Here is a 15,567-nt window from a genome sequence, read left to right on the forward strand (position 1 = left end):
GCCTCAGGCGGCGATGCGGCTTTCCACTTCCGTCTGGAAACGCTCGAAAAACTGATCCGAAAGCTTGCGGGCAAAGCTGTCGATGAGGCGCCCGCCGAGCTGGGCGATCTTGCCGCCGACCTGGGCGTCCACCGTATAGGTCAGCGCGGTGCCGCCCTCGCGCTCCGCCAGCGCCACCTGCGCGCTGCCCTTGGCGAAGCCGGCGACGCCGCCCTTGCCCTCACCGGTGATGGTATAGCTCTCGGGCGCCTTGATGTCTGACAGCGTCACGGCCCCGCGGAAGGTGGCCTGCACCGGTCCGATCTTCTGCTTCACCACCGCCGCAAAACCCTCCTGAGGGCTGCCCGAAAGCTCCTCGCAGCCGGGGATGCAGGCGCGCAGAATGTCCGGGTCGTTGAGGAAGGCCCAGACCACGGCGCGATCGGCGGCGATCAGGCGGGAGCCGTTCAATTGCATGGGGTTTCGCTTTGGTGGAGGGGACGAAAACAGGCGGTTGCGTGGGGCCGGGAGAGAGCCCCGGCCTCAGTTCGGCACGATGGTGATGTTGCTGAGGTTGGTGTGGGTGACGATGCCGTCCACCACCAGCGCCCGCACGCTGCGAATGTGCTCAATGGCGATGGTGCGGGCGCGATCCTTGTCCCCGGCGATGATGGCGTCCACCAGGTCCTGGTGCTCGTGGGTCATCTCCTCGGGCCGTTCGCGCAGCACGAATCCCAGATGCAGCAGGCGGGTCATCTCGTCGATGACCTGCGCCAGCACCTTGGCGAGGCGGGCGTTGCCGGAGGCGCGCGCGATCTCCAGATGGAAGGCCCGGTTGGCGGCCATGAAGGCGCCCTCGCTGGCCTCGTCGCCGGGCCGGTAGCCGCGCGCGCATTCGGCGTTCAGCTGGTTGAGACGGGCGGCGTCGGCGCGGCCGCAGGCACCCTCCACCGAGGCTGGCTCCAGCAGCAGGCGCAGCTCAAAGAGGTCTTTCACCGACTGCAATGTCACGGGCGCGATGAAGTGGCCGCGGCGCGGCACGGACAGCACGTAGCCCTCCTGCACCAGACGCGACAGCGCCTGGCGAATCGGGGCCTTGCCGAGGCCGTAGAGCTCGCACAGCCGCGCCTCGCTCACTTCCTCGCCGGGATTGAGGCGGCACCACACGATGTCGTTCTTGATACGGTCAAATGCTTGATATCCGAGGCTTTGCTTCACCTCGTCCGCGACCTCGGCAGCCATAACCCTCACAGCCTCCCTCGGATTGCGCCGCGTGCCGGCAGGGCTCGCGGGCGACGTCGCACGCGCATCCGCGACCTGTCGCACCGACGCGACTGATCCTTCACGCTTGGCACCGCTCGCGCAATGACCGGGGCCACTTGCCCGGCCAATGGCCTCGCCGGTTGCGGCGAAACCCTTGTGTGTCCGAGCACGCATATCAGTCTCCGGAGAATTGCCATGGAGTATAGACATTTCGATATTCGATTTATAACATGTCAGGAGTGAAATGGAAACCACCTACGGTGGCCGCGCCCCAGCACCGAGCGGACGGGAAATGACGATGCCTCACATGGAGACGGATGTTCTTGTGGTCGGAGCTGGAGCCGCGGGCATATCCGCTGCCATGTCAGCGGCCAAGGGCGGCGCCAAGGTGCTGCTGGCGGACAAGAGCCTCGTCGGCCGTGGCGGCGCCACCATCATGGCGCAGATGACCGTGGCCGCGGCGCTCGGCACCTATGATTCCGACGATTGGGAGCTGCATCTCGCCGACACGCTGAAGGCCGGCCGCGGCCTGTGCAATGAGGAGCTCTCCGCCATCCTCTGCCAGGGCGCGCCCGAGCGCATCCGCGAGCTGGACGCCTGGAACGTCGGCTGGGCGCGGGACGAGGACCAGAACATCCGCGCGGTGATGGCGCCGGGCCACAGCGCCCGGCGCTGCGTCTATGTGGACTTCCTCGCCACCGGCCCGGCCATCGCCCAGACCCTGCGCTCCCAGGTCGCCAAGCAGCGCGCCATCACCCGCGTCAGCGGCCTCTCCGTCCGCGACCTCGTGGTGAGCGACGGCCGCGTGGTGGGCGCGGTGGCGGTGAACCAGCACGACGGGCTCGTCGTCACCATCGCCGCCAAGGCCACCATCATCGCCGCCGGCGGGCTCACCAAGCTGTTCCAGCGCAACAGCGCCTCGGCCAACATGGGCGGCGATTCCTACGCCCTCGCCCTGCGCGCCGGCGCCGAGCTGATCGACATGGAATTCCCCCAGTTCTTTCCCATCGGCCATCTCGCGCCGCGCCTGGTGGGCATGGACCCCATCATGTGGGATCCCTTCCGCTACAAGCTCGGCGGCCGGCTGCTCAACGGCCGTATGGAGGAATTCCTGGAGAATTACGGCGTGTCCGACAGCGGCACCTATACCGCGCCGCGCGACGTCACCGCCTATGCCATCGTTAAGGAGAACGAGGCCGGCCGCGGCTCCCCCGCCGGCGGCGCCTATCTCAGCTTCACCCATGTGCCCGAGGCGGACCTGCGCGCCGCCTTCGGCCCCACCATCGACCTTCTCGCCGAGAACGGCATCGACCTCACCCGCCAGCCGGTGGAGGTGGCGCCGATTGCCCACTACCACATGGGCGGCATCCGGGTGGATACCGCCATGCGCACCACCCTCCCCGGCCTCTATGCCGCCGGCGAGGCGGTGGGCGGGGCCAATGGCGCCAACCGCCTGTCGGGCAACGCGCTGCCGGAGGCGCTGGTGTTCGGCGAGCTCGCCGGCCGCCTCGCCGCCGATGCGGTCAGCGGCCAGCCGCAGGGCTGGAGCGAGGGAGCCGCCGCTTCCATCCTCGATCTCGTCGCCGCGGTGAACGCCCGTGCCGAGGCCGCACCCGAGGGAACCAAGGCCGGCACCTCCGCCCTGTGGACCGAGCTGAAGGCGCTGATGTGGGACAAGGTGGGCCTGATGCGCACCGAGGCCTCGCTGACCGAGGCCGTGGATCGGCTGCGCGAGATGCGCCTCACCGACCTGCCCCAGGCGGCGCTCAGCCCCGGCGCCGCCTTCAACACCACCGTGGAAGACTGGTTCGAGCTGCGCGGCGCGCTCCAGCTCGGCGAGGCCATCGCGCTGGCGGCGCTCAACCGCCGCGAGAGCCGCGGCGCCCACCAGCGCCTCGACTACACCGAGACCTCCGCGGACTTCGAGCGCAACCAGGTGCTCAAGCTGGATGGCGAGGCCATCGCCGCGAGCTGGGTGCCGCTGACCAAGCTCTCCTCTTCCAAGACTTTCGAGGCTGCCCAATGACGTCGTCCGTCACCCTTTCGGTCATGCGCGGAACGCCGCAGACCGGCCCCGCCCTCACCCATTACGACGTGCCCTACACCCAGGGCATGTCGGTGCTCGACGCCCTGCTGTGGATCCGCGCCAACGTGGAGCCCTCCCTTGCGGTGCGCTACAGCTGCATCAATGCCAATGCCTGCAAGGAATGCTCGGTGATGGTGGACGGCGCTGTGGTCTACGCCTGCGCCGCCCGCCTCACGCCGGCGGGCGCGACCGTCGAGCCGCTCGCCGGCAAGACCGTGGTGCGCGACCTCGTCACCGACATCGTGCCCTCCAAGGAGCAGCTCGGCGCCGCCCTCGGCGCCCGCCGCTGACCCCCTCCCCGCCACCCCAGGGTGGTTCCAGGCACGAGGGGGAGTCCCGTGCTGCCGCCCCGCGGCGGGCCTCGGGACAGCCGCCAGCAATGTCCCGGAATGCCCAAGGCAAGCCCAAGGTAGGCCCATGACTTTCGTCGTCACCGACAAGTGCATCCGCTGCAAGTTCCAGGACTGCCTCCAGTCCTGCCCCGCCTCCTGCTTCCACGAGGGGGTGAACATGCTGGTCATCCGCCCCGAGGACTGCATCGACTGCGGCGCCTGCGAGCCGGAATGCCCGGCCGACGCGATCGTGCGCGACACCGCGCCCGGTGCCGAGCAGTGGGTGGAGTTCAACCGCAAATATGCGGCCCTGTGGCCGCGCATCGGCTCGCCCGGCGAGGTGCCGGAGGATGCCGACGACTGGATCGGCGTCGAGGGCAAGCTCGACAGCGAATTCGACCCATCCCCCGCCACCAATTGAGCGGCCGAGCCGCCCGAGGAGATGACCATGGCGCACAGCGTCTGGCTGCATGAGATCACCTGGCCCGAGATCGCCGAATATCTGAAGACCTCCGACGTGGCGATGGTGCCCATCGGCGCCACCGAGCAGCACGGCCGCCACACCCCGCTGCTGGTGGACACCGCGTGGGCGAGCGACGTCTCCGAGGCGGTGGCGAAGCAGGAGGGCGTGCTGGTCGCCCCGCCCATGCACTATGGCTGGTCGCCCCATCATCTGGGCTACCCCGGCGGCGTCACCCTGCGCCCCGAGACGCTCACGCAGGTGGCCATCGACATTGCCGAGAGCCTCATTTCCCACGGCTTCCGCAAGATCGTCTTCGTCAACGGCAACCGCGTCGCCAATCTGCCGCCGCTGCAGATCGCCATGGCGAAGCTCAGGTTCACCACCGGCGCCTTCGTCGCCATCATCGACACCCATCTGATCGCGCGACGCGAGGTGTGCGAGGCCTCCGGCAACCGGCGCGACGGCTCGCACCATGCGGGCAACGTGGAAACCTCGTTCATGCTCCACGCCCACCCCGAGCTGGTGAAGATGGACCAGATCCTGTCGCTGCCCGAGCGGCCGCTCGGCGCCTTCGCGTCCAATTATCCCATGGACCCGCCGTTCGACCAGAACATCGCCTTCGTGCAGCCGACGGCGGAGGAGTTCTTCCAGAAGACCGGCGGCCAGGGCACCTATTCCGACCCCTCCGGCGCCACCGCCGAGATCGGCAAGGCGGTGCTCGATGTGACGATCGCCCGCGCGGCGGACTTCATTCGCCAGGTCAAGGCGATGGAAGTCTCCTGCCCGCGCTGCCCCATCCCGCTCTGAGGCGCCGGCCGCCGATGACGCAAGAGATGAACGCGGCCGGCCCCGCCGGCCTGCGGGTGGCGGTGGTGGGGGCCGGTCCCGCCGGCTTCTACACCGCCGGCGCCCTCGCGGCGTTGCGCCCGGACGCCCGCATCGACCTCATCGAGCGGCTGCCCACGCCGTACGGGCTGGTGCGGTTCGGCGTGGCGCCGGACCATCAGGACACCAAGAAGATCCAAGGGCTGTTCGAGCAGATCGCCCTCCTGCCGCAGCTCCGCTTCATCGGCAATGTGGAGCTCGGCGCGGCGGTGAGCCTCGCCGAGCTGCGCGCCCATTACGACGCCGTGGTGCTGAGCTGCGGCGCGCCGCACGACGCGCCCCTCGACATTCCCGGCGCCGACCTTCCCGGTGTCTATGGCGCGGCGCAGCTGGTGGGCTGGTACAATGGCCATCCCGACCATGCGGGACTGGATCCGCGCCTGGATCATCCGGGCGCCGTCGTCATCGGCAACGGCAACGTCGCCATCGACATCGCCCGCATCCTCTCCAAATCCCCCGACGAACTGGCCTCCAGCGACATCGCGCCCTACGCCATGGCGCGCATTGCCCAGTCGGTGCCGGGGGACGTGCACGTGGTGGGCCGCCGCGGGCCGGTGGAGGCGAAATTCACCACGGGGGAGCTCGGCGAGCTGGCGGATCTCGCGCAGGCTGTCGCCCTTGCCGATCCCGGCGAGATCCCCGCGACGGCGCCGGATACGCTGCCGGTGCGCGACCGTAAGGTGAAGCAGAAAAATCTCGATCTCTTCCACGCCTTCGCCGCCGCCGATCCGGCGCGTCACGCCCGCCGCATCCGCTTCCATTTCTTCGCCCGTCCCCTCGCCATCCTCGGCAGCGAGCGGGCCGAAGGCGTGCGCTTCGAGCGCACCCGCATGGAGGACGGCCGCGCGGTGGGCACCGGCGATACCTTCGATCTGGCATGCGGCCTCGTCGCCTACGCCATCGGCTACCGGCCGCGCCCGTTCGAGGGCCTCGGAGCCGTCGCGGACCGGCTGGAGAACGACGAGGGCCGCATCGGCCCCGGCATTTATGTGGCCGGCTGGCTGCGGCGCGGGCCGTCGGGAAAGATCGGCACCAACCGCGGCGACGGCGAGCAGGTGGCCGCGCGCATCGCCGCCGAGGTCGCGCCCGCCGGACGGGGCGGCTTCGAGGCGCTGGCGCAGCTGCTCAACGCCCGCGGCGTGCGCCCCACGGGCTTCGATGACTGGAAGCGCATCGAGGCGCAGGAGACCGCCCGCGCCACCGCCGGCGCGCCGCGCGGCAAGGTCACGTCGGTGGAGGAAATGCTGGCGATTTGCGCCGCCGGGTGAGAGGCGGGTCGGCCGCCCTCAGGGCCGGCGCGCGGCTCCCCGCGCGCGGCCGGCGAGCAGTTGCAGGCCCGCCGCGAAAGCGGCAAACGCCGTTCCGAGGATCGAGACAAGCAACCATCCGCCCGCCCCCCAGGCGAGGATTGCGGTAGCGGAGCCGAACGCGCCGCCGAGGAACATGGTGCTCATGAGCACCGTGTTGATCCGCGACCGTGCCTCCGGCCTCAGGGCGAAGACGATGTGCTGGTTCGACACCAGCGCGCTCTGCATGCCCAGATCCAGCAGGATGACGCCCACGATCAGGCCGGCGATCGACGTCCAGACGCCGAACACGATCCACGACGCGAGCGTGAGGACGGAGCCGGCCACCACCGCCTGGGTCGCCCCTCGACGGTCGGCGATGCGCCCGGCGAGGGGCGCGGCGAGAACTCCCGCCGCCCCCACCAGGCCGAACAGGCCCGCGATCTCCGGGCCGAGGCCGAAGCGCGGCTCGGCCAGCCGAAACGCGAGGATGGTCCAGAATACCGTGAAGGCGGCAAACAGCGCCGCCTGGGTGATCGCCGCCAGGCGCAAGGCGGGAAAGTCCTTCCACTGCTGCCACAGGGATTGCATCAGGCGGGGATAGCTCAGGTCCGCGTCGGGCCTGCTCTTCGGCAGGCTGAACGCCATCAGCGCGGCGGCCGCCATCGCCATGGGCGCCGCCAGCCAGAACATCTCGCGCCAGCCCCAATGGGCGGCGACGAAGCCCGCCAGCGTCCGGCTCACCAGGATGCCGGTGAGGAGCCCCGCCATCACCATGCCCACCGTCGCCCCGCGCTTCTCCGGCCGGGCGAAATGGGCGGCGAGCGGCACGACCTGCTGGGCGACCGTCGCGGTCAGGCCCACCGCCAGCGCGGCGGCGACGAGCAGCGCCGGCGTCGGCGCCAGCGCCGTAAGCACCAGCGCTCCCGCCAGCACCAGGAATTGAAGCACGATCAGCCGCCGCCGCTCCACCAGATCCCCCAGCGGAACGAGGATCACCAGACCGGCGGCATAGCCGAGCTGCGTCGCCGTGGGGATGGCATTGGTGAGCGCGCCGGGCACGTCCTTCTCGATCAGATCGAGCATGGGCTGGTTGTAATACAGGTTCGCCACCGCAAGGCCGGCGGCGGTCGCCATGGCCAGCGTGGCGCCAGGCCCCAGCGCGCGCGGGGTCGGGGCAGCGGCGGGCGAAGGATCGCCGGAGGGGGCACGCAAAGTCATATTCGGTTCCTGACGCAGGGCCTGCCCCGGCGCGACGCGCTGGCGGCGCACGGAAGGGGAAGGGGGCGGACGGCACGGTTCGCAGCTTGATACCGCCCGCAGGCCGCAGCGTCCCGATCGGCAGCGTCGCAGGGGGAGGCACGCGCCCTCCTGCCGCATTTCTCATGACTGGCGGTAAGAGAGCGTGCCCCCGGCGCCTTGCGCTGGCGCCCGATCAAATTTCCAAAGCTCTTGCGGAGAGCGGTTGCTCCTCCCCCCGCATTCAGCCCACCTTGGGACTCAGCGGGGGCCGGCCGGGACCTGCCCTGCTTCCTCCCGGCCGGAGGGAAAGAAGGCGTCCGGCACGGTCCTTGTGGACGGGCCCGCGCAGCGGTCAGCGTCGCGGACACTCGGGTGACCGGGAAGCGCAGGCGTGCAGGCGCCGGAAGTGAACGGGCGGTGAAGCCATGGAACGCGCGCAGATCCCGTCATTCCCCTCGCCGGCCGCGAGGCCGCTCACCGTATCCATGTCCGTTCTCATCTCGGCGGTGATGGTGGTCTCCATGACCACGCTCGGCGCGCTTCTCCTGGGTCAGGGCTGGACCGCGGCGCGCCAAGCACTGATCAAAGATGCCCACGACACCACGCTCGCCATCGGCGAGCATATCGACCAGAGGTTCCAGCGCCATCTGACCCCCGGCTCGGTCTCGCTGCTGCTCCTCGCGCGCGGGCCGCTGATGACCGCCGCCACGCTTGACGAGCGCTTGCAGCATCTGCCGCTGCTCACCGAGATTCTGACCAGGCTGCCGGGGACCGCCGCCATCCACGTGGGGTATGCGGACGGCGATTTCTTCCTCGTCCGCCCCCTGCGCACGCCGGGCACCGCGACCCTGTTCGATGCGCCGCCCGGTGCCGCGTACATGGTGCAGAGCATCACCCGTGAGGCCGGCGCGCCGGGGAAGGAGGAGCTCGTATTTTTCGACGCAAACCTCCACCTTCTCGCCACCCGCGAGACACCGCCCACCGGCTACGATCCCCGCACGCGCAACTGGTATCGGGGGGCGATGGAGCGTCGCGGCCCGTTTCTCACGCGGCCCTACGTCTTCTTCACCACGCGAGAGCTGGGGCTGACCCAGAGCATTCCCTCACCGAGCGGGGGAGCCGTCCTCGGCCTGGAGCAAAACCTTGCCGATCTCGCAACCACGCTCAGGGACTTGCGCACCACGCCGGGCACCGAGATAGCCGTCGTCGGCACGGACGGAAACGTCTACGGCTATTACGACCTTGCGCGCATCTACCGGCGGACGAACGAGGAGGTGCAGTTCACCAGTGTGGCGGAACTCGGCGTACCCGGGCTCTCGGCCCTCGTGGCCAAGGGTGCGCCGGCCGGGCAGGCGGTAAATTTCGAAGCGGGCGGCGAGAGCTGGTTCGGCATCACGGTTCCCCTCACCTCCTTCTCGGGACGGGAGCTGAACCTCCTCGTGGCCATTCCGGAGTCCGACCTGCTCTCCACGGCCCGCGCCGCGTTGGCCCGCCAGGTTTGGGGGGCGCTGGCCGTCATGGCCGTGCTGCTGGCCATCGGCTGGCTGATCGGCCGCAGGCTGGGGGGCGCGCTCACCCAGCTGACACGGCACGGGGAAGCTCTCACCCGGTTCGATTTTCGCGTGCCGTCCGCCGCGCGCAGCCACATCCGTGAGATCCAGAGGCTGGAGGAAGTGCTGGGGCAGGTATGCATCACCATCCAGAACTTCCTGACCACCGCCGAAACCATCGGCAGCGAGCCCGGCCTCGACCGGATGCTTGCCAAGGTGCTGGGGCAGACGGTGGCCGCCACCGGCTGCACCGCGGGGGCGGTCTACCTGCTCGACGCCAAGGGCGAGGGCCTGGTGCTGTCCGCTCTCGCGGACAAGGCCGGCGGGCAGACCGCCGTTCCGGCGACGGAAGGCGACGCGTTCCCGGCGGGCCTGCCGCTGACGCCATCGCGGCGGAGCCTGATGCCAACGGTGGGCCGGTCTCCCACCCCGGCCGCTTCGCCGTGCCGCTGCGCAACCGCCAGGGCACGTTGCTGGGTCTGCTGCTGCTGGATCACCCGACCGATGCCTCGCACGGCGGCCAGGACTTCCGCGTCTTCGTGGAGAAGCTCTCCGGCGCGCTCTCCGCATCGGTGGAGACGCGACAGCTGTTCGAAGCGCAGAAACAGCTGCTCGACGGCTTCGTGCTGCTGATCGCCGATGCCATCGACGCCAAGAGCGCCTACACCGGCGGCCACTGCCGCCGCGTGCCGGAACTCGCCACCCTCATGGTGGACGCCATGGCCCAGCAGGACGAAGGGCCGTTCCGCAACTTCCGGCTAGACGAGGCGCAGCGCGAGGAATTCCGTCTCGGTGCCTGGCTGCACGATTGCGGCAAGGTGACCAGCCCGGAGCACATCATCGACAAGGCGACGAAGCTCGAGGCCATCCACAACCGCATCCACGAGGTGCGCACGCGCTTCGAGGTGCTGTGGCGCGATGCGGAGATCGCCCATCTGGAGCGTGTCGCGGCCGGGGCGGACACCGAAGGCTCGCGGGCCGAGCGGGACGCGGAGCAGGCCCGGCTCCAGGACGATTTCGCCTTCATCGCCGCCTGCAACATCGGCGGGGAATCCATGACCGAGGACGCCATCGCGCGGGTTCGCGACATCGGCAAACAGACCTGGCTGCGCCATTTCGACGACCGCCTCGGCCTGTCGCAGCAAGAGGAGCAGCGCCTGAGAGACTGCCCGCCGCGGCCTCTTCCGGCGCCGGAGCCTCTGCTCGCGGACCGGCTCGATCACATCGTGCCCTGGGGGACCCACAAGCCGCCGGTGGAAAAGGACGATCCGGCCAATGTGCATGGCTTCGACATGACGCTGCCGGCGCACCGGGCCAATCTCGGCGAGATCTACAACCTGTCCATCGGACGGGGCACGCTGACGGACGAGGACCGCTTCAAGATCAACGACCACGTGATCCAGACCTACATGATGCTCAAGAGCCTGCCGTGGCCCGGGCACCTCTCCCGCGTGCCGGACATCGCCGCCACCCACCACGAGCGCGTGGACGGCAAGGGATATCCGCGCCACCTCACCGGCGACCGGCTTTCTACCGAGGAGCGCGTGATGGCGGTGGCCGACATCTTCGAGGCGCTCACCGCTTCCGACCGACCCTACAAGCCCGCCAAAACCCTTTCCCAGTCGCTGCGCATCATGGCTTTCATGTGCAAGGAAGGGCACCTCGACCCCGAGGTATTCCGCTTCTTCCTGCGGAGCCGGCTGTGGGATTCCTACGCCGCGCGTCATCTCAAATCCTCCCAGCGCGACGCGGTGGATGTGGATGTGCTCTGCGCCATGCTGCCCAGCGGAACACCGCAGGCCCTTGCTGCGAGCTGAGGGACGGGCAGCGGCGTGCCCTTGCCGCCTCTCTTCTTCGCCGGCAAAGCCAAAGTGCGCTGCCCTGCAGCAACTCTGCCGTAGGATGAGCGACACCTTGCCCATTCAGCGGAATAAGGCTCGCCGCCCAAACGAGCCGCATTTTGCGATTGCTTCTGCACTGCAAAAACTGACTGCCGTGCACGTTGCTTCTTTGAGATGACTATTATACCTCGAAGTGTCTTACTAAAAACTGTGTTGCTTTTGCATCTTCCCTCAAGGATTCTCCCTATGCGGAAGCTGCTGTTTCCCTTCTTCGAGACAGCAGCGGACATGGCGTGAGCGCCGCATCTTTGGCGGCGTGAACACGTCGGAAGCTTCAGGGGAGGCGAGGATGTGGATCCGAGGACTAACGGGAGCAGTCCTGCTCTCGGCGACGGTGACGCTGACAGCCATCACGTCGGCCGCTGCGCAACAACCGCCGACCGCACAACAACCGCCGACCGCACAGCAGCCGCCAACCTCCAAGCCCAACATTCTGGTCATCTTCGGTGACGATATCGGGCAGACCAATCTGTCGACCTACAGCTTCGGCCTGATGGGCTATCGCACGCCGAACATCGACCGCATCGCCAACGAGGGCCTCAAGTTCACCGACTATTATGCCGAGCAGAGCTGCACGGCGGGCCGGTCGACCTTCATCACCGGCCAGTCGACGCTGCGCACGGGCCTGTCGAAGGTCGGCCTGCCCGGGGCCGCGGTCGGCCTGCAGGCCAATGACGTCACCATGGCGTCGGCGCTGAAGGAGCTCGGCTACGCCACCGGCCAGTTCGGCAAGAACCATCTGGGCGACCGCGATGAATTCCTGCCGACCGCGCACGGCTTCGACGAATTCATGGGCAATCTCTACCACCTCAATGCCGAGGAGGAGCCGGAGAAGTAAATCTGCGTCGAGGCCGCGGACATGCCGCCCAGAATTCCGATGACTTTCATTTTCTTCACACGGGTTATGGCGGCGAAATTCGCCCCGTTCGACATCGACCCAATATCGCGTGCGCATCGCCCTTCGCCAAACCGCTTCGCCGGCAGGAGGCAGCCGCCGCTGCGGTGGTCGGACGGGGCGCGAGAAGATCGACTGCCGGTCCTCACCGATGCCAAATCGCGTCAGGCCCAAAGCAGTCTCGGAGGACGCCGAATGTGAATGCAAAAACCGCTCAGCGCCTCGGGCTGAAACGGTCGAAACACCTCAAATCTGGGATTTGATGGTGGGCGCACTAGGGCTCGAACCTAGGACCCGCTGATTAAGAGTCAGCTGCTCTACCAACTGAGCTATGCGCCCGTCCGGGGGTGCCCCCGAAGGAGGCGTTCGTGTAGCAAATGCGTTCTGCGCTGGCAAGGGCGGGCGGCGAAGAAATTCGCTTGGATTTTCGCCGCCCGGCCCCCGCGCCTTCTACTCCTTGAAGGCCTCCTCGCGGGATTTCTGCACCGAGGGCAGAAGCACCACCACCAGGGCCGCCGCCGCCAGCGCCAGCAGCACCGCTGAGATGGGACGGGTGACGAAGACCAGCGGGTCGCCGCGCGAGATCAGCATGGCGCGGCGCAGATATTCCTCCAGCATCGGGCCGATGACGAAGCCCAGCAGGAGGGGCGCCGGCTCGCAGTCGAGCTTCACCAGCGCGTAGCCGAGAACCCCGAACAGGGCCATGGTGTAGACGTCGAACGTGTTGTTGTTGACGCTGTAAACGCCGATGCAGCAGAAGGCGATGATCGCCGGGAACATGATGTGGTACGGCACGGTCAGGAGCCGCACCCACAGTCCGATCAGCGGCAGGTTCAGCAGCACCAGCATGAAGTTGCCGAGCCACATGGAGGCGATGACGCCCCAGAACAGATCCGGCTTCTCGGTGACCACGTTTGGCCCGGGCGTGATGCCCTGGATGATGAGGGCGCCGATCATCAGCGCCATCACCGGGTTGGAGGGGATGCCCAGCGTCAGCATGGGGATGAAGGAGGTCTGCGCGCCGGCGTTGTTGGCGCTCTCCGGCCCCGCCACGCCCTCGATGGCGCCGCGTCCGAACTCCTGCGGGTGCTTCGACAGCTTCTTCTCGACCGAATAGGACGCGAAGGAGGACAGCATGGCGCCGCCGCCCGGCAGGATGCCGAGGAAGGAGCCGAGCGTCGTGCCGCGCAGCACCGGCCAGATGATGCGCTTGAACTCGTCCTTGGTGAGCATCAGGCTCTTCACCTTCGCCGCCACCAGCGAGCGCTCGTGCTCGTCCTCGAGGTTGCGGATGATCTCGCTGATGCCGAACATGCCCATGGCCAGCGCGACGAAGTCGAACCCGTCGGCAAGGTCGGGCAGGTCGAAGGTGAAGCGCGGCGCGCCGGTGTAGATGTCCTGGCCGGAGAGGCCGAGGATGAGGCCCAGCACGATCATGGCGATGGCCTTAACCACCGAGCCCGAGGCCAGCGTCACCGAGGCGATCAGGCCGAGCACCATGAGGGAGAAGTATTCCGGCGGGCCGAACTGGAGGGCCACCTCGGCGAGCGGCGGCGCGAACACCGCCAGCAGGAAGGTCGCCACCGTGCCGGCGAAGAAGGAGCCCAGTGCCGCGGTGGCGAGCGCCGCGCCGGCCCGGCCCTTGCGGGCCATCTGGTGTCCGTCGATGGCGGTCACGACGGACGAGGATTCGCCCGGCAGGTTGATGAGGATGGCGGTGGTGGAGCCGCCGTATTGCGCGCCGTAATAGATGCCGGCCAACATGATGAGCGCGGACACCGGCGGCAGGCCGAAGGTGATCGGCAGCAGCATGGCGATGGTCGCCACCGGCCCGAGGCCCGGCAGAACGCCGATCAGCGTGCCGAGCAGCACGCCGACGAAGCAGTAGAGGACGTTCTGGAGCGAGAGCGCGACCGAGAAGCCCAGTGCGAGATTGTCGAACAGTTCCATCCCGCCCTCCTCAGTAGCCGCCGAGCCAGGGACCGAGCAGCGGCAGCGGCAGCCCCAGCCCCTTGATGAACACCGCCCAGGCGAACACCACCATCACCGCGGTGATGATGAGCGCCGTCTGCAGGCGGAACAGCCGGCTGCCGAGGGTGGAGACGAACACCGCGACGCCGAGCGCCGGCAAAAAGCCCAGCGGGCGTACGGCGAAGCCGAAGAACACCACCGAGAAGGTGATGATGATGAGCGCGCGCCAGGCGATGCCGGTGGGCATCTCGCCCGGGGTACGCAGCCCGTTGAAGACCACGATGATGCCGAGAAGGCCGAGGAGGCCCGACAGCACGAGCGGGAAGTAGCCCGGCCCCATGCGCACCGCCGTGCCCATGGGCAGATCGGCCGTCTGCCAGCCGAACAGAAGCGCAAGCGCGATGAAAAGGAGCCCCGAAAGGACGTCCTTCGGATTTCGGATGATGTTCATGTCCCCCTCAAACCCATTTGTTCTGTCACGCCTGAGGCTTGGAGCGGACCGCGGCGGCCGGTTGCGGCCGCGCCCGCGGGCGCTCGATAAGGCACCGCCCGGATGGCGCCTGAGCCGTTCCATCCGGGCGGTGGTTCATAAGGCGGTGGTGCCGCCCGGCGTCAGTCGGCGTAGACGCCCGCGGCCTGGATCACCGGCTTCCACTTGGTAATCTCGGCGATGACGAAATCCTTGTGGAAGGCGGCGCTGCGGCGGTTCGCCGGCTCGGGCTCGGTGCCGAGGTCGGCGAAGCGGGCGATGACCTTGGGGTCGTTGAGCGCGGTGTCGATGGCGGCGTTGAGCTTGTCGACCACGGCCTTCGGCGTGCCCTTGGGCGCATAGACGCCGTGCCACACCGCCACCTCGAAGTCCTTCAGCCCGCCTTCCTGGAAGGTCGGCACCTCGGCCAGCGACTTGACCCGATCCTTGGTGGTGACGGCATAGACCTTCACCTTGCCGCCCTTGATCTGGCCGGTGGTGTTGGTGGTCTGGTCGCACATGAGGTCGATCTGCCCGCCGACAAGGTCGTTCATGGCCGGACCCGTGCCCTGATAGGGCACCGTGGTCATCTGCGCGCCGACGGCCGACATGAAGAGCATGCCGCACAGGTGGGAGGCGGAGCCGACGCCGGCGTTGCCGTAGGTGACCTTGTCCTTGTTGGCTTTCACGAAGCTCACCAGCTCAGGCGTGGACTGGGGCGCAAGGCCGGTCTTGGCGATCATGGTCATGGGCACCGCGGTCACGAGCCCCACCGCCTCGAAGTCGGTGGCAGGGTTGTACGGCAGCTTGCGATAGAGCGTCGCCGCCGTGGCCTGGCCGATGTGGTGGAGCAGCACGGTGTAGCCGTCCGGTGCCGCCTTGGCCACCTGGCCCGCGCCGCGGGTGCCGCCCGCGCCGCCCACGTTCTCCACCAGGACCTGCTGGCCCAGCGTCTTGGACATGGACTCGGCCACCAGGCGGGCCACCGTGTCCGTCGGCCCGCCGGCGGCGAACGGCACCACCATGGTGATGGGACGGTTGGGGTAGTCCTGCGCCGAGGCGGCGCCGGCAAAGCCGAGGGCAGCGGCGAGCGCGAGGGTGGCTGACAGGATTTTCATGTTATCTCCTCCGGGTTTCGTTTGTTCGTCCCTTGGTCCTTTTGAAGGTCTGCCCCGCGCCCCCGTCAAGCCCCGACGTCACCCAATCTGTCGGCACGATGGCACCACCCGGTGTGCCGCAGCGCCA

Annotated in this window: 13 protein-coding genes, 1 tRNA gene and 1 pseudogene; 8 read left to right on the top strand and 7 right to left on the bottom strand. The window is 68.4% G+C overall.

Going from position 1 to position 15,567, the window contains the following annotated elements; genetic code table 11:
• Positions 1-3: 3 nt before the first annotated feature.
• Both ABLE93_RS09875 and ABLE93_RS09880 read right to left on the bottom strand, forming a co-directional pair.
• Positions 4-456, bottom strand: coding sequence for an SRPBCC family protein (locus tag ABLE93_RS09875; protein WP_348839620.1), 453 nt, complete (start codon positions 454-456; stop codon positions 4-6).
• Positions 457-522: 66 nt separating this feature from the next.
• Entirely contained in the window at positions 523-1,221 is a 699-nt protein-coding gene (locus ABLE93_RS09880) for a GntR family transcriptional regulator (protein WP_348839621.1), read from the bottom strand.
• A 313-nt stretch (positions 1,222-1,534) separates the two neighbouring features.
• On the opposite strand from ABLE93_RS09880, the gene ABLE93_RS09885 reads away from it, so the two are divergent.
• The 5 genes from ABLE93_RS09885 (at position 1,535) to ABLE93_RS09905 (ending at position 6,276) form a co-directional block, all read left to right on the top strand.
• Entirely contained in the window at positions 1,535-3,268 is a 1,734-nt protein-coding gene (locus tag ABLE93_RS09885) for an FAD-binding protein (RefSeq protein WP_348839622.1), read from the top strand.
• A complete protein-coding gene (locus ABLE93_RS09890; RefSeq protein WP_348839623.1) occupies positions 3,265-3,618 on the top strand; it encodes a 2Fe-2S iron-sulfur cluster-binding protein in 354 nt (117 codons plus the stop codon). Before ABLE93_RS09885 ends, ABLE93_RS09890 begins: the two co-directional genes overlap by 4 nt.
• Before the next feature lie 127 nt (positions 3,619-3,745).
• Positions 3,746-4,081: a ferredoxin FdxA gene (gene fdxA, locus ABLE93_RS09895; RefSeq protein WP_348839624.1), complete on the top strand. Its 336-nt coding sequence runs from the start codon at positions 3,746-3,748 to the stop codon at positions 4,079-4,081.
• Positions 4,082-4,108: 27 nt separating this feature from the next.
• Positions 4,109-4,930 carry a creatininase family protein gene (locus tag ABLE93_RS09900; protein WP_348839625.1) on the top strand — a complete coding sequence of 274 codons (822 nt, stop codon included), beginning with the start codon at positions 4,109-4,111 and terminating at the stop codon, positions 4,928-4,930.
• A 26-nt stretch (positions 4,931-4,956) separates the two neighbouring features.
• Positions 4,957-6,276, top strand: coding sequence for an FAD-dependent oxidoreductase (locus ABLE93_RS09905; RefSeq protein WP_348839626.1), 1,320 nt, complete (start codon positions 4,957-4,959; stop codon positions 6,274-6,276).
• Positions 6,277-6,294: 18 nt separating this feature from the next.
• Here the strand turns inward: ABLE93_RS09905 and ABLE93_RS09910 are convergent, their stop codons facing one another.
• Positions 6,295-7,515, bottom strand: a complete 1,221-nt coding sequence (locus tag ABLE93_RS09910; protein WP_348839627.1) for an MFS transporter — start codon at positions 7,513-7,515, stop codon at positions 6,295-6,297.
• A 446-nt stretch (positions 7,516-7,961) separates the two neighbouring features.
• On the opposite strand from ABLE93_RS09910, the gene ABLE93_RS09915 reads away from it, so the two are divergent.
• The 3 genes and pseudogenes from ABLE93_RS09915 to ABLE93_RS09925 all read left to right on the top strand — a co-directional run.
• Entirely contained in the window at positions 7,962-9,719 is a 1,758-nt protein-coding gene (locus ABLE93_RS09915) for a hypothetical protein (protein WP_348839628.1), read from the top strand.
• Positions 9,626-10,903 (top strand): HD domain-containing phosphohydrolase, encoded by a 1,278-nt coding sequence (locus ABLE93_RS09920; RefSeq protein WP_348839629.1) that lies wholly within the window; start codon positions 9,626-9,628, stop codon positions 10,901-10,903. Before ABLE93_RS09915 ends, ABLE93_RS09920 begins: the two co-directional genes overlap by 94 nt.
• 373 nt (positions 10,904-11,276) lie before the next feature.
• Positions 11,277-11,819, top strand: a pseudogene (locus tag ABLE93_RS09925) (sulfatase-like hydrolase/transferase); the annotation flags it as partial.
• Positions 11,820-12,145: 326 nt separating this feature from the next.
• Here ABLE93_RS09925 and ABLE93_RS09930 read toward each other — a convergent pair.
• The 4 genes from ABLE93_RS09930 to ABLE93_RS09945 form a co-directional block, all read right to left on the bottom strand.
• Positions 12,146-12,221, bottom strand: a tRNA-Lys gene (locus ABLE93_RS09930).
• 111 nt (positions 12,222-12,332) lie between these two features.
• A complete protein-coding gene (locus ABLE93_RS09935; protein ID WP_348839630.1) occupies positions 12,333-13,832 on the bottom strand; it encodes a tripartite tricarboxylate transporter permease in 1,500 nt (499 codons plus the stop codon).
• A 10-nt stretch (positions 13,833-13,842) separates the two neighbouring features.
• Positions 13,843-14,304 carry a tripartite tricarboxylate transporter TctB family protein gene (locus ABLE93_RS09940; RefSeq protein ID WP_348839631.1) on the bottom strand — a complete coding sequence of 154 codons (462 nt, stop codon included), beginning with the start codon at positions 14,302-14,304 and terminating at the stop codon, positions 13,843-13,845.
• 161 nt (positions 14,305-14,465) lie between these two features.
• A complete protein-coding gene (locus ABLE93_RS09945; protein ID WP_348839632.1) occupies positions 14,466-15,440 on the bottom strand; it encodes a tripartite tricarboxylate transporter substrate-binding protein in 975 nt (324 codons plus the stop codon).
• Positions 15,441-15,567: the final 127 nt, after the last annotated feature.

Source organism: Xanthobacter pollutisoli, assembly GCF_040044995.1.
GTDB lineage: Bacteria > Pseudomonadota > Alphaproteobacteria > Rhizobiales > Xanthobacteraceae > Xanthobacter.

Excerpts from the sequence above, each read along its gene's own strand:
- ABLE93_RS09875 (WP_348839620.1), bottom strand. The coding sequence starts at position 456 with ATGCAATTGAACGGCTCCCGCCTGATCGCCGCCGATCGCGCCGTGGTC.
- ABLE93_RS09880 (WP_348839621.1), bottom strand. The coding sequence starts at position 1,221 with ATGGCTGCCGAGGTCGCGGACGAGGTGAAGCAAAGCCTCGGATATCAA.
- ABLE93_RS09885 (WP_348839622.1), top strand. The coding sequence starts at position 1,535 with ATGACGATGCCTCACATGGAGACGGATGTTCTTGTGGTCGGAGCTGGA.
- ABLE93_RS09890 (WP_348839623.1), top strand. The coding sequence starts at position 3,265 with ATGACGTCGTCCGTCACCCTTTCGGTCATGCGCGGAACGCCGCAGACC.
- fdxA (WP_348839624.1), top strand. The coding sequence starts at position 3,746 with ATGACTTTCGTCGTCACCGACAAGTGCATCCGCTGCAAGTTCCAGGAC.
- ABLE93_RS09900 (WP_348839625.1), top strand. The coding sequence starts at position 4,109 with ATGGCGCACAGCGTCTGGCTGCATGAGATCACCTGGCCCGAGATCGCC.
- ABLE93_RS09905 (WP_348839626.1), top strand. The coding sequence starts at position 4,957 with ATGAACGCGGCCGGCCCCGCCGGCCTGCGGGTGGCGGTGGTGGGGGCC.
- ABLE93_RS09910 (WP_348839627.1), bottom strand. The coding sequence starts at position 7,515 with ATGACTTTGCGTGCCCCCTCCGGCGATCCTTCGCCCGCCGCTGCCCCG.
- ABLE93_RS09915 (WP_348839628.1), top strand. The coding sequence starts at position 7,962 with ATGGAACGCGCGCAGATCCCGTCATTCCCCTCGCCGGCCGCGAGGCCG.
- ABLE93_RS09935 (WP_348839630.1), bottom strand. The coding sequence starts at position 13,832 with ATGGAACTGTTCGACAATCTCGCACTGGGCTTCTCGGTCGCGCTCTCG.
- ABLE93_RS09940 (WP_348839631.1), bottom strand. The coding sequence starts at position 14,304 with ATGAACATCATCCGAAATCCGAAGGACGTCCTTTCGGGGCTCCTTTTC.
- ABLE93_RS09945 (WP_348839632.1), bottom strand. The coding sequence starts at position 15,440 with ATGAAAATCCTGTCAGCCACCCTCGCGCTCGCCGCTGCCCTCGGCTTT.